The following is a 21,660-nucleotide window of genomic DNA, read 5'->3' as shown; positions in this document are numbered from 1 at the left end:
ATGAAATGGAAAGCCCTGGCCGCCAGCATCATGCTGGGCATGGCCGCCACTGCGCAAGCCGCGCTGACCGCCGATCAGGTACAGACGTTCACGCTGTCCAACGGCATGAAGTTCCTGGTACTGGAATCGCACGACATTCCCAACGCGACCATGTACACCTTCTGGAAAGTCGGTTCGCGCAACGAGGCGCCTGGCATCACCGGCCTGTCGCACTTCTTTGAACACATGATGTTCAACGGCTCGAAGAAATTCGGACCAAAAATGTTTGACCGCACCATGGAAGCCAAGGGCGGCGCCAACAACGCCTACACCAGCAACGACCTGACCGTGTACCAGGACTGGTTCCCGGCCTCCTCACTGGAAACCATCTTTACGCTGGAAAGCGACCGCATGGCCAACCTGACCATCGATCCGAAAATGGTGGCCAGCGAGCGCGGGGTGGTACTGTCCGAACGCAGCACGGGCCTGGAAAACTCCAATATGCGGGCGCTGCATGAGGAACTGAACAGCGTGGCCTTCCTGGCCCATCCCTATTCCTGGTCGGTGATCGGCCACGAGTCCGACATCAAGGCCTGGACCCAGCAGGATCTGGAGCGCTACTTCCGCACCTACTACGCGCCCAACAACGCGGTCGCGGTAATTGTCGGCGACGTCAAAACGGATCAGGTGAAGCAGCTGGCCACCAAATACTTTGGCGGCATACCGAAGCGCCCCTTGCCGCCGGCGGTGCGGACCGTGGAGCCGCCGCAGACCGGTGAGCGCCGCGTGTTCGTGACCAAGGAATCGGCCACCTCGGCCAATCTGAGCATCGCCTACAAGATCCCGGCCGCCAATAGCACTGACTACTACGCGCTGGAAGTTCTGCAAGGCGTGCTGGCCGGCGGCAAGACTTCGCGCCTGTACCAGGCGCTGGTCGACAAGCAGCTGGCCACCCAGGTCAGCGCCGAGAGCATGGACGGCTTCGATCCTGGCCTGCTGTACCTGTCGGCGGTGGCCACTGCCAAGGTCACGCCGGCGCAGCTGGAGCAGGCGCTGCTGGCCGAGGTGGATCGCCTGGTCAAAGACGGCGTCACGGTGGAAGAGCTGCAAAAGGTGAAGAACCAGAAGCTCGTCAACCTGTACCGCGAACAGGAAACCATCAGCGGCAAGGCGCAGCAGCTGGGCACCTACGAAGTCATCTTTGGCGACTACCAGAAGATGTTCGGCGCATCGGCCGCCTACGAGAAACTGACGCCGGCCGATATCCAGGCCGTCGCCGCCAAATACCTGAAGAAGTCGCAGCGCACGGTTGGCGTGCTGGCTGCGAAGGAGGACTGATTATATGAACAAGACCATCATTGCCATGGCGCTGGCCGCCAGCGCTGCCACGGCCGGCGCAGCGGAATTCCGCCTGCCCGAATTCGATACCGTCACCTTGCAGAACGGCCTCACCGTCTACCTGATGGAGCGCCACGAAGTACCGCTGATCTCGGTGCGCGCCGTGGTCAAGGCCGGCGCGGTCAACGACGGCGCCCAGCCGGGCCTGTCCAACCTGACCGGCGACGCCCTGCTGCTGGGCAGCAAAGCCCATAACAAAACCGCCATCGACCAGGCGTTCGATTATCGCGGCGCGCGCATCGCCGGTGGCGCTGGCGCCGAGTCGAGCACGGTGCAAGCCAACTTCGCCAAGGCCGATGCGCCTGCCCTGCTGCCGCTGTTTGCCGAAATCGTCCAGCAGCCCAGCTTTGACGACACGGAGCTGGGCAAGCTGCGCGACCGCAAGGTCAACGGTCTCAAGCAAGCCAAGGAATCGCCGCGCAATGTCGCGCAAACCTACTACCGCGCCATGCTGTTTGGCGACAGCCCGTATGCCATTCCGGCCAGCGGCACGGTCAACAGTGTGAGCGCGCTCAAGCAGGCCGATGTGCAGGGCTACTACCAGCACTACTATCGCCCGGACAACGCCGCCATCATCGTGGTGGGCGATTTCCAGAAAGCCGAGATGCGCAAGCAGATCGAGTCGCTGTTCGGCGCCTGGCAAGCCAGCGGTCCGGCGCCTGCCGCGCAAGACAATGGCAAGGTCAAGGCCGACAAGGCGCGGGTGCTGCTGGTCAACAAGGCAGATGCGATTGAAACCACCTTCCTGATCGGCGGCGCCGGCATTGCCCGCAACGATCCGGACTACGTGCCGCTGCAAGTGGTCAACACGGTGCTGGGCGGCCGCTTCACGTCCTGGCTCAATGACGAGCTGCGCGTCAATTCCGGCCTGACCTACGGCGCCGGCAGCCAGTTCGCAACGCTGTCGCAAACCGGCACCTTTGCCATCAGCAGCTTCACCGCCCTGCCGAAGACGGAAGCGGCGCTGGCCTTGGCCAACAAGACCTATCAGCGCCTGTGGGACAAGGGCATCGACAAGGCTACGCTGGAATCAGCCAAGGCTTACGTCAAGGGCCAGTTCCCGCCGCGCTACGAAACCAGCGAGCAGCTGGCCGGCCTGCTTGGCGACATGTATGCCAACCAGGTGGGCCGTGCGCAGATCGATAACTTCACCAAGGATGTGGACGGCCTGACGCCGGAGAAAGCCAAGGCGCTCATCGACAAGCACTTCCCGCGCACCAGCCTGCAGACGGTGCTGATTGGTAAGGCGGAAGCCATCCGCGACATCGCCAAGACCTATGGCGAAGTCACGGAGCTGGAGATTACCGCCGACGGCTTCCGGTAAGCAGGTGTTCGATATCCTCGGCGACTGCGGGACAGGCGTCGAGGACTTCTTCCAGCGGCGCCCAGGCCGTGGCGTCTTGCTTGAGGGCACGTTCGGCCAGCTGCGTCAGCGTCGCCAGCCGATCGGCGCCAACCGTGCCCGCCAGGCCTTTGAGCGTATGCAGCGCGGGCAGTGCCGCCTCGGTGTTCTGCTCGCTACGCGCGGTCTGCAACTGCTGCGCCAGCTTCTCCGCTTCGGCGACAAAGCTGCGTAGCGCGATCATGTAGACCGATTCCAGTCCGCCCAGACGTTTCAGTGCTGCCGCGCTGTTCAGGCCGGACGCCGGCAACGCGCCGTCCGCGCCATCGTCCATGGCGGTTGGCGCCGGCACACTGTCAGCCACGGGCGCTTGCGCCTGCGCCGCCAATACGCCATGCCGCGCGTGCTTCAATATCACTGCGATCAACTGTTCCAGATCGAAGGGCTTGCCGACATGGTCGGCCATGCCCGCTTCCAGCGCCGCCAGCCGGTCCGACGCCATCACATTGGCGGTCATCGCCACGATGGGCGGCGTCGCCTTGCCCAGCCTGGCCTGGATCGCGCTGGTTGTCTGGTAGCCGTCCATTTCCGGCATCTGAATGTCCATCAGGATCAGGTCCGGCAGCGGGCCAGGGCGTGTCACGACCGCCAGCGCCATCGGCCCCGAGCCGGCCACTTCCATCTGCGCCCCTTCGTTGCTGAGCAATTCGCCCGCGACCTGCTGGTTGGCCAGGTTGTCATCCACCAGCAGCAGGCGCAGCCCCGCCAGCCGCCGCTGTGACGGCGCCAGCGCCGACAGCAGCGGCTTGCGGTGATCGAGGCGCGCATCGGCGACCGCGTCAAACAGCATGGACGCGGTGACCGGCTTGACCACAAAGCCATCCAGCACCGGTTCCATTTCGCGATGCCGCTGCGCCAGCAGCTCGCGGTCGTGCGCGGTCACCATCACGATCAGCGGCGTGTTGCCTTCCGGCGCCAGCGCGCGGATGCGGCAGCTGGTTTCCCAGCCGTCCAGCGACGGCATGCGCCAGTCGATGAAGACCACGTCGTAAGCCTTGCGCCGCGCGATCTGCGCCGAGATCGCATCCAGCGCTTCATAGCCGCTCGCGGCCACATCCACGCGCCAGCCGAAGGAATTCGCCATCTCGCGCAGCACCGTGCGCGCCACCGGGTTGTCGTCCACCACCAGGCAGGACAGGCCGCGCATCAGCGCATCCTGTGGCGGCATGGCGGTGACCGGCACGAATTCCGGCGGCTGCGCGGCAATGCCGAACTCCACCGTAAAATCGAACACACTGCCCTGCCCCAGCTGGCTCACCACGCGCAGCGTGCCGCCCATCAGACGCACCAGGCGCTGGCTGATCGCCAGTCCCAGACCGGTGCCGCCGAAGCGGCGCGCAGTGGACGCTTCGGCCTGCGAGAAGCCGTCAAAGATGCGCTCGCACTGGTCGGTCGCAATGCCGATGCCGGTATCGCGGATGGCAAACGCAATCGATAAACTATGCTCGCTATGCGCCACCTGCTGCGCCGACACCACCACTTCACCGCGCTCGGTAAATTTGATGGCGTTGCCGGCCAGGTTCAGCAAAATCTGCTGCAGACGCAAGGCATCGCCCACCACCAGCGACGGCAGCGCCGGATCGATACGGAACAGCACCTCGATATTCTTGCTGCCCACATTGGCCGACAGGATCACGGCCAGATCGCGCCACAGCTTGTCGAGCCGGAACGGGTGCGGGTCCAGCGCCAGCTTGCCCGCCTCGACCTTGGAGAAATCCAGGATGTCGTTGAGCAGCCCCAGCAAGGCGCTGGCGGCGGAATGGGCTTTATCGACATAGTCTTGCTGGCGCCCGCTCATCTGGGTCTGGCGCAGCAGCTGCAGCATGCCCAGCACCGCGTTCATGGGCGAGCGGATTTCGTGGCTCATATTGGCGACGAAGTCCGACTTGGCGCGGCCGGCCTTGTCGGCCGCCTCCTTGGCCTGCAACAGCGCATCGTGGGCGGCGCGCATCTCGGTGCTGTCAGTGCTGCTGCCCACCCAGCTGACGATGGCGCCGTCGGCGTCGCGCTGCGGCAGCGCGTGGTTGTCGAAGATGCGCCAGACACCGTCGTGGCGGCGCAGGCGGCAGTCGCAGCGGAACTGGCTGCCATCGGCCAGCGCGCGCTGCCAGGCGGCGGCCACGGCGGCGCGGTCATCCGGGTGGATCACGCGCGACCAGTCGCCTGATTCCATGAGCTGGTCGGCGGGGATGCCGCTGAACTCTTGCCAGTGATGGCTCATGAAATCGATGCGCGGCTCCGGCGTGGCGGTCCACACCATTTGCGGCAGGCCTTCGGTCAGCGAGCGCCAGCGCGATTCCGATGCGGTCAGCTGGGTCAGCGAATTTTGCAGGGCGCGGTCGGCGTCACCGAGCGCCATGAGGATCTGGAACTGTTTCTGCAAGCCGTAACGCACCCCCATAATCAAGGCCACGCCGAGGCCGATCAGCACCACCAGAAAGATCGACGCGTTGCGCACTTCGCGGTACCACGGCGCCAGAAAATCGGTGCTGGCCAGGCCGACGAAAACGTAGACCGGATAGGCGCCCACTTTTTCCACGCTCAGCGTGCGTTCCTGGCCGTCACGCGGGCTGACCACGGTGTAGCTGGCGCGTTGCTGCTTGCCGTCCAGCAGCGCCTGGGTAACGGCGTTGACCCTGACCGTGCTGCCAAACGCCATATCGGCCAGTTCCGGATAGCGGTGCAGCACGCGCTTGCGCTCGTCCAGCAGCACGATGGAGCCATGCGGCCCCACGTTCAGCGCGGAAAACGCTTCCGTGATGCGCGAACTGTTCATGAGCACATAGGAGGTGCCGCCAAATTCACCGTTCGGCAAGGTCAGCGGATACACCAGCGGCAGCACCCACTCGCCGCTGATGCGCGACTTGACCGGGATGCCGAAGATCAGCTGGTGCTCGGTCTGCACACGGTTGTAGAACTCGCGGATGGTCAGGTCTTGCGGATGGCCCGGATCGACGTTTTCGCCATACACCACCAGGCCTTTCGCATTGGACCCGCGCACCGCCTGCGCGTGCGGCAGGCGTTCCTTGAGGCCGCGCAGATAGGCGCTGAACTGGGCATCGTCAAAGCGATGCTGCTCGTGCATGGTGCGGAATTCAAGGTCGGCCCGGCGCATCGCCAGGTCGGCTTCCTGAAAATGCGAATGGAGGAAATTCTCCAGCGCGATGGCGAGGTTGTGGGAGGTTTCTTCGGCCGCTGCGTAATAGCGCATGCGGCTCTTGTTGAGCACATGCCCCACAAAAATCGTCATCACCAGCAGTCCCACCACCACGGCCGCCACCAGCACACGGAACAGTTTGCGGAACTTTTGCAGCGTCTTGAATCTCATGGCGGGCGCAGAGTGTTTTTTTGCTATGGATAAACGCTACATTACAGAAAAAAAACGCTCCGTAGGAGCGTTTTTGATCAGAAGCCCTGGCTGATGATGTCCGCGAGCGACTCCCGGCCTTTGTCGCTGATGTCGAAGCCGCCTTCGGTGCGCTCGCTGATGTGGGATTTCTTGCCGAGGAACAGCGCGACGTCGGCGTCGATTGCGCTGCCCGGTTGCGCCGCCAAGGCCTGCAGCGCCAGCACGCAGCGGCGCAGGAAAAGCGTCTGCTCGCCCTTGTCGGTCAGCGAGATGTGGCCATTGCGGGCGATACTGATGAGTTTAAGGCCGGACAGGCGTTTGCTGTTGCGGCCGACGCAGGCACTGACGCGATCGCCCTTGATGCCGCGTTTGACTTCGTTGAGGGCGTCGTATTCGTCTTGCGTGAATTTTTCGTTCTTCATTGCCATTTTTTCCATAAGAGACTGCTTGCGGCCCTCATGGTACGCGTACGGCGGCCCGGCGGCAAGCCAGGGCGCCACCGTGCAATGGCAAAGACAGCGCTTACTGGAGCGCTCGGATCAGCAACCAGACCAGGCCGATGCTGGCGAAGGCCGCTACACAAACCATGGCTTGTACACGCTTGGTGCTCAGGGCAACGCTGCGGCGGCCGAGGTAGATTTTATTGTGTAAAGAGTTGCCCATGATGCTCTCCGTGACTGAAGACCGACGACATGACTAAATTATAGAAACTCTTTCATGACCCCTGTGTGACGGTCGACACAAATTGGATAAAATGTATCCGCCGAGCAACGACTCTCACACTTTCTCACGGCAATTCAGAGCGTGGAACCAGAATACCGTCCGTTCCACGCAACGGACGGTACGCCAGCGCACACATGGCGGCATTTAGCGTCAGGCTTTCATCGGTGGCTTGGGCGGGACGGGCTCTTCAATCGGCGCCTGTTCCGGCAGCGGGCTGTTGTCGGGCGGCGGATCTTTCTCCGGTGGCGGCGGTGGGGTTTCCGGGTCTGGCGTGATGTGCGCGTAGCGCGGGTGATTGATGTGCATGCTGCGCTCCCTTTCTGGTGAACTTGCTTTCAGTGTTGGGGATGCAGAGCCAGATACAAGGCGCAATTGGCGGCCTGCGTGCGCCAGCACACGCAGACCAGTACCGGCTTATTTGATGCGGAAGATCACATCCACGGTTTGCGACCAGCGCAGCACTTCCGTTGCCAGGAAATCCTTGTCGGCCGACGGCGCATCCACGCTACGGTTGCGCAAGTACAGGTCGCCCGGCATCAGGCCGACGGCATTGGTCAGATTGCGCAGCTGGCCGGACGAGACGGCGCTCACCGCCCCCACCTTTTTGCCGAAGCCGGACGCCATCGCTTCGGCGCGGCGCTGGGCATCCCGGATCGCGGCCACGGTCAGTTCCTGTTCGGCTTTTTCGCGGTCGCTGCGGCCAAACGAGGTCGACATGTGATCGATGTTGGGCATGGCCAGCAAGGCCTGCATGATGGGCCGCCATTTGCTGATGTCGCGGACGACGATATGGACCGAACTGCGCACTGAATAATCCGCCTCGGCGCTGCGCATTTCCTTGCGCGCGTCGCGCGTTGCCGCGCTGGCTACGCCCTCGACCATCAGCGCCTGCACCTGGCCGACGCGCTCGGCCACCGTGGCCGACGCCACGGCGGGATCGGCATTGAAGGCCGTGATGTCGAAATCAATCTCCCCCATGTCGGGCGCGACCATCACAAAGCCTTCGCCGGCAGTATGGATGAAGGGATAGTCCGGCAGGTTGGACGCGTGGACAGCAAACGGCAGCAAGGCCACCGTCAAAGCAAGCTTGTTCAGCATGGTGTGATTCCGTAATGAAGGAAAGCGCATTATTCACAATGTAGACATTTTTTTCTACTTGCAAAAATAAAAATCCCGGTTTCAACAACACGCTGCCGGCCAAACCGGAACGCCCCCAGGTGAAGCCGGTACAATGGCGGCTTTTAGCCAGCCACATTGCCATGAGCACGACCCCACTCAACGACGACGAATACGATCAACTAGACGACCTGCTGGCGGCCATCGGGCCGCAGTCCATGGATGTCGCCAGACTGGAAGGCTTTCTGACGGCGCTGGTGGTCGGGCCTGCCGAATTGGCGCAGGATACATGGCTGCCCCACGTTTGGGGTGGCGCCGAGGACAGCCCACAGGCAGCCGCACTGGTGCTGCGTCATCACGCCTACATGCGCGAGTGGATGCAGAAAGATCCCGCCAGCTTCGAGCCGATTTACGAATGCGGCGGCAGCTGGACTGCCGACGCGTGGAGCGCCGGCTTCCTGGCCGGGGTGCAACTGGCGACCGACGCCTGGGCGCCGCTGCGTGCGCAGCAGCCAGCTTTGCTGCTGCCGTTCCAGCCGCCAGTGAATGCCGCCAAGGTCACGCCGTCGGTCATCCAGATCAACGCCTTCTTCCATGCGCCGCAACCGAAGGCGGCGAAGGCCGGCCGTAACGATCCCTGCCCTTGCGGCAGCGGCCAGAAGTACAAGAAATGCTGCGGCGCTTAAACCTCCAGCGCCGCTTTTAATCTCGGGGCCAGGACTACGCCACTGGATCACTGCCCATATTGTGTTTGAAATAGGCCCTTACCTCGGCCCGCTGGAAGGTCTTGGGCAGCGCCGCGACCAGCTGGCGGATGATCACAAACCCTTATTTACCATTGATGACTTCTTTCAGCAGCACGAAGGTTTCGTGGTTGATGGCTTGCTCATTGGCCTTGAATTCCTTCTCTGCTTTCAGATAGGCCGGCTTCTTGAGTTCGGCCTGTTCCGCCGGCGTCGGCTTGGGCTGGGTCGGATACAGCTGGGCGCTGCTGTTGTAAGTATCGTGCAGCACGCGCTGGCCGTAGCTGGACTGGTAGAACCTGGTCATTTCCAGCGAGGTCTCCGTGCTCAGCAGTTTGGCCACTGGCATGGCCAGTTTGCTGTAGACAAATTCCGGCTGCAGCTTGATGACCTTGTCCATGACCTGCTTGCGCTGGTCCGGCGACGCATATTTGCTCATGCCGGCCGTCATCCGCATCATTTTCTCGGCTTGCATGGCGGCCATCAGATCGTGCGCCGCCTTGATCTGGGTGGCGTCAGGGTTCGCCGTGGCGGCGTGTACAGCACCAGCCAGCAGCGCAGAGGTCAGAAATGCGGCGACAAACTTCATAAGATCTCCCAGGTTAATTTTTCTGCATTCTAGCCCGAAAAATAAAAAACCCGCAGTTCCGGTGAGAACTACGGGTTTCTAGGCCGAAAACAAAAAAGCTCCCTTTTGGGAGCTTTTTCGCTGAATACTGGCGGAGAGGGTGGGATTCGAACCCACGGATGGTTTGACCCATCGCTTGATTTCGAGTCAAGTACAATCGACCACTCTGCCACCTCTCCTGGTGACGCTAATTTTCTTACAACCGCCTAATGGCGGAGAGGGTGGGATTCGAACCCACGGATGGTTTGACCCATCGCTTGATTTCGAGTCAAGTACAATCGACCACTCTGCCACCTCTCCGTTTTCCCACCTGCTGCTGCGAGAAGGCAAGATTATAGCAGGTGCTTGAGAAAATGGAAGGGCAAAATTACATTTTCAAATGCGTTTGTCCGCCCATGTACGGACGCAGTACCGCCGGGATCTCCACCGAGCCATCTGCCTGCTGGTAGTTTTCCAACACGGCGACCAGCGTACGGCCCACGGCCAGGCCCGAGCCATTCAGCGTATGCAGCAGTTCCGGCTTGCCCTGGGCATTGCGGAAGCGTGCCTGCATGCGGCGCGCCTGGAAGGCTTCGCAGTTCGACAGCGAGGAAATTTCACGGTAGGTGTTCTGCGCCGGCAGCCAGACTTCCAGATCGTAGGTCTTGGTGGCGCCAAAGCCCATGTCGCCGGTGCACAGCGACATCACGCGGTATGGCAGGCCCAGACGCTGCAGAATGGTTTCTGCGTGGCCCACCATTTCTTCCAGTGCGGTGTAGGAATGGTCTGGATGCACCACCTGCACCATTTCCACCTTGTCGAACTGGTGCTGGCGGATCATACCGCGCGTGTCGCGGCCATAGCTGCCCGCTTCCGAACGGAAGCATGGGGTATGGGCGGTCATCTTCAGCGGCAGGGCTTCTGCGGCAATGATTTCATCCCGCACGATATTGGTCAGCGAGACTTCCGAAGTCGGGATCAGGTAGAAGTGCTCGCCCTCGCCTTCCGCGCCGCCTTTTTTCACCGAGAACAGATCGGCTTCAAACTTCGGCAGCTGGCCGGTGCCGCGCAACGAATCGGCGTTGACCAGGTACGGGGTGTAGCACTCGGTATAGCCGTGCTCGTCGGTGTGGGTGTTCAGCATGAACTGCGCCAGTGCGCGGTGCAGACGGGCGATGCCGCCTTTCATGACCGAGAAGCGCGAGCCGGTCAGCTTGGTCGCGGTGTCGAAATCCAGACCCAGCGGGCTGCCCACGTCAACGTGGTCCTTGATCTCGAAATCAAAGCTGCGCGGCGTGCCAACTTTGCGGACTTCCACGTTGCCGCTCTCGTCGGTACCTGCGGGCACCGATTCATGCGGCAGGTTCGGGATGGTTTGCAGGAAATCGCCGAGCTTGGCCTGCAGCTCGCCCAGTTTCACTTCATTGGCCTTGAGCTCGTCGCCGAGACCAGCCACTTCCGCCATCAAAGCGGTGGTGTCTTCGCCCTTGCCCTTCATCATGCCGATCAGCTTGGACTGCGAGTTGCGTTTGCCTTGCAGTTCTTCGGTACGCGTCTGGATCGCTTTGCGTTCCGACTCGAGAGCGTTGAACGCCTCCACATCGAGCTGGAACTTGCGGGTCGCCAGGCGCGCGGCGACATTAGCTATATCTTTACGGAGAAGTTGGATATCAATCATGGGAACAAAGCCGTTGGTGTATCGAAAACGTCAATTGTACCAAGATGAAGCCACTTCCTTGCGAGTTTTGAGCAGCCCGCCGGCTGTAACGATTACAGCGCGGCTTTTTCGGCGGCGGTCAGGCGTTTGGCGCTGACCGTCACGCTTGGCATGCTGACGTCGGCTTTGGCGATGACGGCAGCTTTGTCGGCTGGCATCACGACGTCAACGCGGTCGTCGGCGGCCGTGGCGAAGGTGGTGGCGCCGGCCAGGATGGTGGCGGCAACGAAGATGATTTCCATGTTTTTAGCGATGTTCATGATGTACTCCTTCAGGTGTCGGTTTGGATGAGTGCTGCGGTATGGTTGTACTGTACCTAAAGGCGTTCTGACCTGCGTCAAGGATGCGACGAAGCGCTCAAAACAAGGTCTGAAATGCAAAAAACCGGCGCCGGAAGCGGCCCATGTTCCGGTATGCGTCACGCTGTAGGATTTCTCCTACGCAACTAATCGTGCGCCACGAACGCGTCGAAATTTGTACGATGCACTCAACAGTACGAATTTCGAGGAGAAGAAAAAATGAAAACCCATACCCTGAAGATTGCCGCATCGGCTGCCGTGATGATGATTGCAACGGGCTGCTCGACCATGGGCGGTTCGTCGTGGCAAAAGGATGAACCAACGCCACCGCAGAATCCGAACTTTGCGGTCGAGATGAACAAGTTCAACGCCCAGTTCCCGAATGAGAAAGCCAGCAAGTACGAGGAAGTCTCGCTGAATTTCAATAACGCGCAAAAGCTTGATGAGCGCGGCAACTGCCACGACATCGCCCGGCACCCGGTGGTGATCGTGCTGACGCTGGATGCGGCCGGTAAAGTCACCCGCACCACGACCGACGTCGAAGGCAAGAAAGCGGAATGCTTCCGCCAGGCTTATGCGTCGGCCCAACTGCCGCCACCGCCGTTTGCACCGTACCAGAAGCCGATCCGCCTGCGCTGATAGTTCAGTCCGGTCTTACTCCGGCAGTTTCCAGACGTAGTCCAGCATAAGCCAGCTCTCTTGCGCGACACCGTCGGCCTTGGCTGGTTCGAAATGGCATTGCGCCATACCAGCCAGCGCCGCATTGTCCAGGCGGCGGTGGCCGCTGGACCGGGTCAGCTTGCGGTCCATGACTTCACCATGGGCGCCGATCAGCAAAGCCATGCTCACCTTGCCATCTTCATGCAGGCTCAGCGACTCGGCTGGATAAGCCAGCGGCATACATCCCTGCACCAGGCTGGCCGGATTGCTTGGCCCGAAGGCGTGGAAGGCCACAGCACTGCCGGCCACGATCATGCAAGCGATGGGGGTTATGATGCGTTTCATGCAGCGTCCTCCTCAGCGGTTTCATCATTTTCAGCGGGTTTGTCCAGCCAGCTAATAACAATATCGTTGAAACGCTCTGGCTGGCGCAGCATCGGCCAGTGGTCGGTTTCCAGCGCCACCACCTTGCAGCCTTCCTTGGCCGCCAGGTTTTCCGTCCACTGCGGCGAATGGAACATGAACGGCTTGTTGGTGCCATAAATGAACAGCATCGGCACTTTCGGCACGAACGGTACCAGTGAGTTGTACGAGCCGGACGCCCCGGCAGTCAGGATGTAATACGGGAAGTTCATACCCGAGCTGATGTATTCCTTGGGCGAGGGTGCACCCAGCGCACTCACCATGCCCCGCGTCATCAGGTTGCCCACCGGCCCGCCGATCGCCCAGGCCAGCGCCAGCGTGCTCTGATAGCCGCTGACCATCATCTTTTGCCCGACCGAGCGCGAGCGCGCGGTGGCTTTCGACTGTGCATCGCCAATGTCCACGCCGATGATGGCCGATACCAGCGCCTTGTTGCGCATATAGAACTCGTAGCCAAACACGCAGCCCCAGTCATGCAGCATCAGGATCACCTTCTGCTTTTGGCTCACGCTGTTGATGATGTGCAGCAGCACGCGCAGCATGGCATTGAGCGAATACGAACGGCGCGGCTTGGTGATATCGAAGCCTGGCAGCGTGAAGCGTACGCAGCGGTAGCGCTGTTTCAGCTCCGCCACCTGCGCATCCCACACGCGGTAGGTATCCGGCCATCCGTGGATCATGATGATCGTCTCGGCGCCCTCACCTTCTATGTAAATATCGACCCCGTCGACCACCTTTGCCGGCTGCATGCTGCTCCTCTGAATACGCGGACTATCGAATGTCTTATCTTACAACATTACGACTTGCCGGCGTCTTCATCCAGTTTGCGCAGGAAGGCCATTTTATCGGCGATTTTGGATTCCAGGCCGCGCGGCACGGGCTGGTACCAGCCGGGTTCGCGCATATCGTCGGGGAAGTAGGTTTCGCCGGCGGCATAGGCATGCGGCTCGTCGTGGGCGTAGCGGTACTCGTGACCGTAGCCGAGTTCCTTCATGAGCTTGGTCGGCGCGTTGCGCAGGTGAACCGGCACTTCACGCGACTTGTCTTTGCGCACGAAGGCCATGGCTTCGTTGAAGGCGTTGTAGCCGGCGTTGCTCTTGGCGGCGATGGCCAGGTAGACCACGGCCTGGCCCAGCGCCAGCTCGCCTTCCGGTGAACCGAGGCGTTCGTAGGTGGTGGCGGCATCGTTGGCGATCTGCATGGCACGTGGGTCGGCCAGGCCGATGTCTTCCCACGCCATGCGGACGATGCGGCGCGACAGGTAGCGCGCGTCGGCGCCGCCGTCCAGCATGCGGCACAGCCAGTACAGCGCGGCGTCCGGATTCGAGCCGCGCACGGATTTGTGCAGCGCCGAGATCTGGTCGTAGAAGTTATCGCCGCCCTTGTCGAAACGGCGCGCGTTCAAGGTCAGCGCGTTCTGGATGAACTCGGCAGTGATCTTGTTGGTCTTGGCCGCGTTGGCAGCCGTACCGGTGACTTCCAGCAGGTTCAGCAGGCGGCGGCCATCGCCGTCGGCGTAACCGATCAGGGTATCGATCGCGGCGTCATCGAATTCCAGCTGCGTCAGCACCTTGGCGCGCGCGCGGTCGACCATCTGGCGCAGCTCGCTCTCATCAAATGACTTCAGCACATACACCTGCGCGCGCGACAGCAGTGCCGAGTTCACCTCAAACGACGGGTTTTCGGTGGTGGCGCCGATCAGCGTGACCAGGCCGGACTCGGCATACGGCAACAGCGCATCCTGCTGCGACTTGTTGAAACGGTGGATCTCGTCGACAAACAGGATGGTGTGCTTGCCCATGTCCAGATTGTGCTGCGCCTGCTCCATCGCGGCGCGGATATCCTTCACACCCGAAAACACGGCGGACAAGGCGATGAACTCGCAGTCATAGGCTTTGGCGGTCAGCCGCGCCAGCGTGGTCTTGCCGACACCCGGCGGCCCCCACAAAATCATCGAGTGCGGCTGGCCCGACTCAAACGCCAGGCGCAAGGGCTTGCCCGGCCCCAGCAGATGGCGCTGGCCGACAACCTCGTCGAGCGTCTTGGGCCGCAGCGCTTCCGCCAGCGGCTGGCGCGGTTCGGTGGAAAATAAATCTGCCATGTTCTTGAATGGAAAACGCCGCAGCGCACACGGCTGCGGCGTCATACCCCGTGATTAACGGGTCAATTATTGAATACGTCCGCGCCCTTGGGGATGACGAATTTAAAACTCGTGGCACTCAGCGCTGGATTTTTCTCGATCTTGCTGAGCTTGAGCACCGAGGTCTGGCCGAAGGAATCCTTGAGTTCCATTGCTTCCGGCAAGCCGTTGCGCAGGCCAATGTTGATCTGTTCGAAGCTGGTGTCCTTGGCTTTCGGCACGGCTTTCAGCCACTCCATGCCATCGCGCGTGCCGCCTTCGGACAGCGTGAAGTTCTTTTCCAGGTCATTGCTGCCGAACAGGATCGCCGCTGGCGACGAGCCCAGCGCATCGCCCAGCTTCTTCACGGTGACCTGGTTCAGGTCCTTGTCGAAGATGAACAGCTGGTCGCCATCGGCTTGCAGCACCTGCTCGTAGGGCTTCGAGTAAGTCCAGATGAACTTGCCTGGGCGCGCAAACACGAACGAGCCACTGGCCGCGTTCGAGATTTTCGGCGTCTCGCCATTGGTGCTCTTCACCTGGCGCTGGGTGAATTCGCCCTTGGCTGCCTTGGTGGACGAGACGAAGGACTTGAACTGCTCCAGCGCGCTCGCATGCGCAACGCCTGCCAGCAGCAGGCCCGCGGTCAGCACGCTCAACGATTTAAAACGAGTCATACAGTTTATCCTTTTATTCTGCACTGGCGACCGGAGCGAGAATCTCACGGTTACCGTTCGACTGCATGGGTGAAACCACGCCGCTATTTTCCATTTGTTCCAGCAGGCGCGCCGCGCGGTTGTAGCCGATGCGCAGATGACGCTGCACCAGCGAGATCGAGGCGCGGCGGTTTTTCAGCACTACCTGCACGGCCTGATCGTACATCGGATCGGCCTCGCCGCCACCTTCGCCGGCTGGCGCACCGTCAGCGCCGCCGCCCTCACCTTCCAGCGTACCGCCTTCCAGTATGCCGTCGATGTAATCCGGTTCACCCGTGGTTTTCAAATGCTTGACCACGCGGTGCACCTCGTCATCAGACACGAATGCACCGTGCACCCGCACTGGCAGACCGGTGCCCGGCGGCATGTACAGCATGTCACCCATGCCCAGTAGCGCTTCCGCGCCCATCTGGTCCAGAATCGTACGCGAGTCAATCTTCGACGAGACCTGGAACGCGATACGGGTCGGGATGTTCGCCTTGATCAGGCCGGTAATCACATCCACAGATGGGCGCTGCGTTGCCAGAATCAAGTGCAGGCCGGCCGCACGGGCTTTCTGCGCGATACGGGCGATCAGTTCTTCCACCTTCTTGCCGACCACCATCATCAGGTCGGCCAGCTCGTCGATGATGATGACGATGGTCGGCAGTTTTTCCAGCGGCTCCGGCGAATCCGGCGTCAGGCTGAACGGATTCGGGATGTGTTCTTCCTTCTTCTTGGCTTCAGCGATCTTGGCGTTGTAGCCGGCCAGGTTACGCACGCCGAGCTTGGACATCAGCTTGTAGCGGCGCTCCATCTCGTTGACCGCCCAGTTCAGCGCATGGCCGGCCTGGCGCATATCGGTGACCACCGGCGCCAGCAAGTGCGGAATGCCTTCATACACCGACATCTCCAGCATTTTCGGGTCAATCAGGATCATGCGGACATCGCGCGGGTCGGACTTGTACAGCAGCGACAGGATGGTCGCGTTAATCCCCACCGACTTACCGGAACCGGTGGTACCTGCCACCAGCAAGTGCGGCATCTTGGCCAGGTCGGCCACCACCGGCTTGCCGGCGATGTCCTTGCCCAGCGCTACGGTCAGCGGCGAAGCGTTGTCGTTGTAGACCTTGGAGCCGACGATCTCGCTCAGGCGCACGATCTGGCGCTTCGGATTTGGCAGCTCCAGCGCCATGTAGTTCTTGCCCGGGATAGTCTCCACCACGCGGATCGAGGTCAGCGACAGCGAACGCGCCAGGTCGCGCGCCAGATTGACGATCTGGCTGCCCTTGACGCCGGTCGCCGGTTCAATCTCGTAGCGCGTCACCACCGGGCCGGGATAAGCCGCCACCACCTTGGCCTCCACGCCAAAGTCGGACAGCTTCTTCTCGATCAGGCGGCTGGTGAATTCCAGCGTTTCGATCGGGATGGTTTCCTGCGTCTCGGCGGCTTCATCCAGCAGCGACAGCGCCGGCAGGTGACCATCGCCAGCCGGCAAGTCCTGGAACAGGTTGGCCTGGCGCTCTTTCTCCACACGCTCGGACTTGACCACGGTGACCACCTGCGGTTCGACCTTGATGGTCGGCGCGGCCACCGGATGCTTCTCCACGTGCTTGGCGCGCTCATGCACCACCACTTCCTCGCGCTTGACGGCAGCCACCTCACCCTGGCGACGGTCCTCACGGTACTGATAACGCTGCACAAACCAGTCAATCGCGTTCTCGACACCGCCGCCAATACGCTCGGCCACCGCCATCCACGACACATGGAAGAACAGGCTGAAGCCCAGGCCAAACAGCAGCAACAGCAGCAACGTGGCGCCGGTAAAGCCAAACGCAACGTGGGTCGAATGGCCGATCAGCTCGCCCAGCACGCCGCCCGAGCTGCGCGGCAGCTGGGCATGGCTGGTCAAGGTGCGCAGGCGCAGGAACTCCAGCCCCACGCTGCCAATGAACAGCAGCACAAAGCCGATCGCACGGATCAGCCCTTCCTGGGCATGCTCGGGCTCCGGCTCGGTCGACAGCACATATTTATGGGTCAGGCCGCGGTAGCCCTTCCACACCACGCGCAGCAGGCAGAACGCCCACCACCAGGCGGAGATGCCAAAAATATACAACAGCAGATCGGACAGCCAGGCGCCCGCGCGGCCGCCCAGGTTATGCACCTGCGGCACCAGCGTTTCATGCGACCAGCCCGGATCCATCTTGCTGTAACTGGCCAGGATCAGGACAAAGTACACGCCCAGCACGGCCAGCGCCAGCCAGCGCGCTTCCGACAGCAGCCTTACCAGCCGGTTAGGCAAAGGTTGGCGCTCGGTCGGCGTGCGGGTGTAGCCAGATGAGGAGGAAGCGCCGGCCGCGTTGGATCGCGGCGCACGTTCCTGAACTTTTTTACTGCTCATAGGTATCAAGGTGTTGCAATGTTAGCGGTCAGGAAATATTCCTATACCGGTATTCTAAGGCATAAGGGCAACATCCGGCCCCACGATTCGTCCTGATTCCCTGCTTGCTCTATAATCTTGTATTGCTTGCGCAATTGCAATAGCGGCATCCCCTTGCTGCCCTTGCGTGCGCCCCCACATTCGGATTAATCCAACATATTAAGAAGCCTGCCATGACCACTCCTAAACACGCCCGCGTATTGATCCTCGGTTCCGGCCCTGCCGGCTACAGCGCCGCCATCTACGCTGCCCGCGCCAATCTGAAGCCCATGCTGGTAACGGGTGTCGAGCAAGGCGGCCAGCTGATGACCACCACCGACGTCGAAAACTGGCCAGCCGACCCGATGGGCGTGCAAGGCCCGGACCTGATGCAGCGTTTCCTGCAGCACGCCGAGCGTTTCAACACCGACATCGTGTTTGACCACATCCATACGGTGAAGTTGCAGGAAAAACCGATCCGCCTGATCGGCGACAGCCACGAGTACACCTGCGATACGCTGATTATCGCCACCGGCGCCTCGGCGCAGTACCTGGGCCTGCCGTCGGAAACCGCGTTCATGGGCAAGGGCGTATCTGCCTGCGCCACCTGCGACGGTTTCTTCTACCGTGGCCAGCAAGTGGCCGTGGTCGGCGGCGGCAACACCGCCGTGGAAGAAGCGCTGTACCTGTCCAACATCGCCACCAAGGTCACGCTGATCCACCGCCGCGACAAGTTCCGCGCCGAAGCCATCCTGATCGACCGCCTGAACGCCAAGGTCGCCGAAGGCAAGATCGAGATCAAGTACAACCACACCCTGCACGAAGTAGTGGGCGATGACGGCGGCGTCACCGGCGTGAAGATCCAGTCGACCGAAAGCGGCGCCATCACCGACGTCTCTGTGCACGGCCTGTTCGTGGCGATTGGCCACAAGCCCAACACCGGCATCTTCGAAGGCCAGCTGGACATGCACAACGGCTACATCAAGACCAAAACCGGCACCGAAGGCATGGCCACCGCCACCAGCGTACCGGGCGTGTTTGCGGCCGGCGACGTGCAGGACCACATCTACCGTCAGGCGATCACCAGCGCCGGCACCGGCTGCATGGCCGCACTGGACGCCCAGCGCTACCTCGAAGGTCAGGAGTAATTGCAATGAAAGACTTCGCAGACCTGAAATCGTTGGGCAAGCAGCTCAAGGAGCAGGCTGAGACGCGCGCCATCGCCGAGAAGGAGCGCGTCAAACAGGAGAAAAAGCAGGTGGTGGAAGCCAATATCTTCCAGACCGCGCTGGGCGGCGTGAAGCGCATGCCGGTGTCGGACCGCTATGTGCCGCAAACCACGGCCAAGTCGGCCGCCCCCGCCGCCACCGCGCCAGCCCGCAAGCTGACGCAGGCCGAGGATGACGCCGCCGTCATGCGCGAGTCGCTGTCTGACCTGTTTGAAGTCGATCATTATCTGGAAGACGATCCGGCGCTGAACTACTCGGCGCCGGGCGTGGGTCCGGATGTCATGAAGAAAATGCGCAAGGGCCACTGGCCGGTGCAGGACGAGCTGGACCTGCACGGCATGAACCGCGATCAGGCGCGCGATGCGCTGGGTGACTTCCTGACCAAAGCGCAGCAGCGCAACCACCGCTGCGTGTGCGTGATCCATGGCCGCGGCTTTGGTTCGCGCGGCCAGGAGCCGGTGCTGAAATCCATGGTGCACAGCTGGCTGGTGCAAAAAGGCGTGGTCGCCTTCTGCCAGGCGCGCAACAATGAAGGGGGCGAAGGCGCTTTGATCGTTTTGCTGCGCGCCGCCCTCCAGCCTACGCGCTAAACCCGCACGGCGATCAGTCGCGGGGTCTGACCCCGTACGGGGTCAGACCCCTCTTACGGTGGTGGGGTTCAACGCTGGTAGCGCTCCAGCCAGTGCGCGTACGGCGCTGGCAGCGTCCACGACGGCCGCTCTTTCTTCAGTGCCAGCGCCGCGTGATAGGCATAATGCGGATTCGCCAGGAAAGCGCGGCCCACCATCACCAGATCCATCTGCCCATCCGCCACCACACGTTCGGCCACATGCGGATCGTCGATGCCCCACGACGACGCCACCGGCAAGCCAGCCTCGCAGCGCACGCGCTCGGCATACGGCGCCAGGAACGCCGATCCCCATGGAATATTCGCGTCCGGCGTTGAAAAACCGACGCTCACATTCAGCAGATCCAGTCCACCTTCCCGCATGGCCTTTGTCAGCGTGATGGCTTCCTTGAGCGTCTGCTCGTCGCGGCCGTCGAACTCCACCACGCCAAAGCGTGCCGTCAGTGGCAGATGTTCCGGCCAGACCGCACGCACCGCCGCCAGCGTCTCCAGAATAAACCGGCTACGGTTTTGCAGATTGCCACCATAGGCGTCGCTACGCTGGTTCGCCGCTGCCGAAAAGAAGCTCTGCGCCAGATAACCGTGCGCGAAGTGCAGCTCCAGCCATTCAAAGCCGGCGTCCAGCGCGCGCTGCGCAGCGGCCGCAAAATCCGCCTTGACGCGCGCGATATCCTCCAGCGACATCGCCTGCGGCACCTTCGGCAGGTGCTTGCCGTAAGCGAGCGCCGATGGCGCGATGATGTCCCAGCCGCGCACATCGCCAGCGGGAATATGGTCATCGCCCTCCCACGGCTTGTTGGCGCTGGCCTTGCGGCCCGCATGCGCGAGCTGGATGCCCGCCACCGCGCCGCCAGCCTTGATCGACGCCGCGATACGCGCCAAGCCTGCGGCCTGCGCATCATTCCACAAGCCCAGGCATCCCGGGCTGATGCGGCCTTCCGGCGCGACGGCGGTGGCCTCCACAATCACCAGGCCAGGACCGCCGCGCGCGATGCTGGCGTAATGGGCCTGGTGCCAATCGTTCGTCAGGCCATCGACAGCGCTGTACTGGCACATCGGCGGCACGGCGATCCGGTTACGCAGGGTGATGCTTTTCAGGGTAAATGGTGTAAATAGATTGCTCATAATGGCTCCTTTCGATGAACACCATGATGCGGTCTGGACTAAAATAAATCCAATCGATCTTTTTTATCCGAGCCATCATGCCAGCTGATATCAGAACCTTCGACTTCAACCTGCTCAAGGCGCTGGATGCCCTGCTGGACGAGCGCAGCGTCACGGGCGCCGCCAGCCGATTGTCTTTGACCCAGCCAGCGGTCAGCGGCATCTTGACCCGCTTGCGCGAACACTTCGATGATCCGCTCTTCGTCCGTGCCCAGCGCGGCATGGTGCCGACGCCGCGCGCCGCCACGCTGGCCGGACCGGTCAAGCAGTTGCTGGCGGAAGTGGAATCCATGCTGCAGCCGCAAGGCTTCGATCCGGCCACCGCCAGCATGACGCTGACCATCGCCGCCATCGACTACGCCCTGCGCGTGGTGATGGTGCCCTTGCTGTCCGCGATACGGCGGCAGGCGCCAGGCATCCGCATCGTGGTCACGCCGGCGGAAGCCAGCCTGCACGCGCAACTGGAGCGCGGCGATATCGACCTCGCCCTGATTACGCCCGCCAGCGCGACGCCGGACCTGCATACCCGCGTGCTGTTTGAAGAAGACTTCGTCTGCGTGCTGCGCGCCGACCACCCCGATGCGGCCGGCCCGCTGTCGCTAGACCGCTTTTGCGCGCTTGAACATGCGTTGGTGTCCTACAGCGGCAGCCCGTTTGCCGGCGTCACCGACAAGGCGCTGGCCGCGATCGGCCGCGAACGCCATGTTGCGCTGTCCGTGGCCAGCTTCCTGATCCTGCAGGATTTCCTGCGCGTGAGCGACCTGATCGCCGTGGTGCCGCGCAAGCTGGCGGCCACCACCCAGGGGCTGGCGATCCTCGAACCACCGCTGGCCATCCCCGGCTTCACCAAAATCGCCGCCTGGCACGCGCGCAGCGAACACGATCCGGCCCACCACTGGGTGCGCGAACTGCTGTTTAAGACCAGTAATACGTTAATATGATGCAACACCCCTACCGGACTTGAGGGTCGCCATGTTAACCTATGCTCAT

At 61.9% G+C, this 21,660-nt stretch carries 21 protein-coding genes and 2 tRNA genes; 7 read left to right on the top strand and 16 right to left on the bottom strand.

Translation table 11 applies throughout. The features are described 5' to 3' along the window. Together GTP58_RS26240 and GTP58_RS26235 are read left to right on the top strand one after the other, a co-directional pair. Positions 1-1,317, top strand: a complete 1,317-nt coding sequence (locus GTP58_RS26240) for a pitrilysin family protein (RefSeq protein WP_161079964.1) — start codon at positions 1-3, stop codon at positions 1,315-1,317. Between the two features lie 4 nt (positions 1,318-1,321). Then, positions 1,322-2,701, top strand: a complete 1,380-nt coding sequence (locus tag GTP58_RS26235; protein ID WP_161079963.1) for a pitrilysin family protein — start codon at positions 1,322-1,324, stop codon at positions 2,699-2,701. On the opposite strand, the gene GTP58_RS26230 is transcribed toward GTP58_RS26235, so the two are convergent. The 5 genes from GTP58_RS26230 to GTP58_RS26220 all read right to left on the bottom strand — a co-directional run bounded on the left by GTP58_RS26230 (position 2,679) and on the right by GTP58_RS26220 (position 7,949). Next, positions 2,679-6,107 (bottom strand): response regulator, encoded by a 3,429-nt coding sequence (locus GTP58_RS26230; RefSeq protein WP_161079962.1) that lies wholly within the window; start codon positions 6,105-6,107, stop codon positions 2,679-2,681. The two genes, GTP58_RS26235 and GTP58_RS26230, sit on opposite strands and share 23 nt — an antisense overlap. A gap of 77 nt (positions 6,108-6,184) precedes the next feature. Further along, positions 6,185-6,550 (bottom strand): hypothetical protein, encoded by a 366-nt coding sequence (locus GTP58_RS26225; RefSeq protein WP_161079961.1) that lies wholly within the window; start codon positions 6,548-6,550, stop codon positions 6,185-6,187. Between the two features lie 100 nt (positions 6,551-6,650). Further along, positions 6,651-6,791, bottom strand: a complete 141-nt coding sequence (locus tag GTP58_RS31150) for a hypothetical protein (protein WP_167544311.1) — start codon at positions 6,789-6,791, stop codon at positions 6,651-6,653. Between the two features lie 210 nt (positions 6,792-7,001). After that, complete coding sequence (locus GTP58_RS31145) at positions 7,002-7,157, bottom strand: hypothetical protein (RefSeq protein WP_167544310.1); 156 nt, start codon at positions 7,155-7,157, stop codon at positions 7,002-7,004. A gap of 108 nt (positions 7,158-7,265) precedes the next feature. Next, positions 7,266-7,949, bottom strand: a complete 684-nt coding sequence (locus tag GTP58_RS26220) for an SIMPL domain-containing protein (RefSeq protein WP_072786525.1) — start codon at positions 7,947-7,949, stop codon at positions 7,266-7,268. Positions 7,950-8,110: 161 nt separating this feature from the next. Between GTP58_RS26220 and GTP58_RS26215 the strand changes: the two genes are divergently transcribed. Beyond that, complete coding sequence (locus GTP58_RS26215) at positions 8,111-8,653, top strand: UPF0149 family protein (RefSeq protein WP_161079960.1); 543 nt, start codon at positions 8,111-8,113, stop codon at positions 8,651-8,653. A gap of 142 nt (positions 8,654-8,795) precedes the next feature. Here the strand turns inward: GTP58_RS26215 and GTP58_RS26210 are convergent, their stop codons facing one another. The 5 genes from GTP58_RS26210 to GTP58_RS26190 all read right to left on the bottom strand — a co-directional run bounded on the left by GTP58_RS26210 (position 8,796) and on the right by GTP58_RS26190 (position 11,294). Continuing rightward, positions 8,796-9,299: a hypothetical protein gene (locus tag GTP58_RS26210; protein WP_161079959.1), complete on the bottom strand. Its 504-nt coding sequence runs from the start codon at positions 9,297-9,299 to the stop codon at positions 8,796-8,798. 128 nt (positions 9,300-9,427) lie between these two features. Beyond that, positions 9,428-9,517, bottom strand: a tRNA-Ser gene (locus GTP58_RS26205). A 31-nt stretch (positions 9,518-9,548) separates the two neighbouring features. Then, positions 9,549-9,638: transfer RNA gene (locus tag GTP58_RS26200), tRNA-Ser, on the bottom strand. A gap of 67 nt (positions 9,639-9,705) precedes the next feature. After that, entirely contained in the window at positions 9,706-10,995 is a 1,290-nt protein-coding gene (gene serS / locus GTP58_RS26195) for a serine--tRNA ligase (protein WP_161079958.1), read from the bottom strand. Positions 10,996-11,087: 92 nt separating this feature from the next. Next, entirely contained in the window at positions 11,088-11,294 is a 207-nt protein-coding gene (locus GTP58_RS26190) for a hypothetical protein (protein ID WP_161079957.1), read from the bottom strand. 258 nt (positions 11,295-11,552) lie between these two features. On the opposite strand from GTP58_RS26190, the gene GTP58_RS26185 reads away from it, so the two are divergent. Next, complete coding sequence (locus tag GTP58_RS26185; protein WP_161079956.1) at positions 11,553-11,972, top strand: hypothetical protein; 420 nt, start codon at positions 11,553-11,555, stop codon at positions 11,970-11,972. Positions 11,973-11,987: 15 nt separating this feature from the next. Here the strand turns inward: GTP58_RS26185 and GTP58_RS26180 are convergent, their stop codons facing one another. The 5 genes from GTP58_RS26180 to GTP58_RS26160 all read right to left on the bottom strand — a co-directional run bounded on the left by GTP58_RS26180 (position 11,988) and on the right by GTP58_RS26160 (position 17,631). Further along, positions 11,988-12,338, bottom strand: coding sequence for an energy transducer TonB (locus GTP58_RS26180; protein ID WP_161079955.1), 351 nt, complete (start codon positions 12,336-12,338; stop codon positions 11,988-11,990). Then, positions 12,335-13,165, bottom strand: a complete 831-nt coding sequence (locus tag GTP58_RS26175; protein WP_161079954.1) for an alpha/beta fold hydrolase — start codon at positions 13,163-13,165, stop codon at positions 12,335-12,337. Before GTP58_RS26175 ends, GTP58_RS26180 begins: the two co-directional genes overlap by 4 nt. A 47-nt stretch (positions 13,166-13,212) precedes the next feature. Next, positions 13,213-14,517, bottom strand: a complete 1,305-nt coding sequence (locus GTP58_RS26170; RefSeq protein WP_161079953.1) for a replication-associated recombination protein A — start codon at positions 14,515-14,517, stop codon at positions 13,213-13,215. A 62-nt stretch (positions 14,518-14,579) separates the two neighbouring features. After that, positions 14,580-15,212 carry an outer membrane lipoprotein chaperone LolA gene (gene lolA / locus GTP58_RS26165; RefSeq protein ID WP_161079952.1) on the bottom strand — a complete coding sequence of 211 codons (633 nt, stop codon included), beginning with the start codon at positions 15,210-15,212 and terminating at the stop codon, positions 14,580-14,582. Positions 15,213-15,225: 13 nt separating this feature from the next. Next, positions 15,226-17,631: a DNA translocase FtsK gene (locus GTP58_RS26160; protein WP_161079951.1), complete on the bottom strand. Its 2,406-nt coding sequence runs from the start codon at positions 17,629-17,631 to the stop codon at positions 15,226-15,228. A 212-nt stretch (positions 17,632-17,843) separates the two neighbouring features. On the opposite strand from GTP58_RS26160, the gene trxB reads away from it, so the two are divergent. Beyond that, positions 17,844-18,797, top strand: coding sequence for a thioredoxin-disulfide reductase (trxB, locus tag GTP58_RS26155; protein WP_072786507.1), 954 nt, complete (start codon positions 17,844-17,846; stop codon positions 18,795-18,797). Positions 18,798-18,802: 5 nt separating this feature from the next. Further along, complete coding sequence (locus GTP58_RS26150) at positions 18,803-19,468, top strand: Smr/MutS family protein (RefSeq protein ID WP_161079950.1); 666 nt, start codon at positions 18,803-18,805, stop codon at positions 19,466-19,468. A gap of 68 nt (positions 19,469-19,536) precedes the next feature. Here the strand turns inward: GTP58_RS26150 and GTP58_RS26145 are convergent, their stop codons facing one another. Further along, complete coding sequence (locus GTP58_RS26145; RefSeq protein WP_161079949.1) at positions 19,537-20,631, bottom strand: NADH:flavin oxidoreductase/NADH oxidase; 1,095 nt, start codon at positions 20,629-20,631, stop codon at positions 19,537-19,539. Positions 20,632-20,708: 77 nt separating this feature from the next. On the opposite strand from GTP58_RS26145, the gene GTP58_RS26140 reads away from it, so the two are divergent. Beyond that, on the top strand, positions 20,709-21,611 hold the full coding sequence (locus tag GTP58_RS26140) for a LysR family transcriptional regulator (protein ID WP_161079948.1): 903 nt from the start codon (positions 20,709-20,711) through the stop codon (positions 21,609-21,611). Positions 21,612-21,660 lie beyond the last annotated feature (49 nt).

Source organism: Duganella sp. CY15W, from assembly GCF_009857555.1.
Taxonomy (GTDB): Bacteria; Pseudomonadota; Gammaproteobacteria; order Burkholderiales; family Burkholderiaceae_D; genus Rugamonas; species Rugamonas sacchari.
The sequence above is the reverse complement of the archived record's forward strand: the minus strand, read 5'-3'. Positions and strand labels throughout refer to the sequence as shown.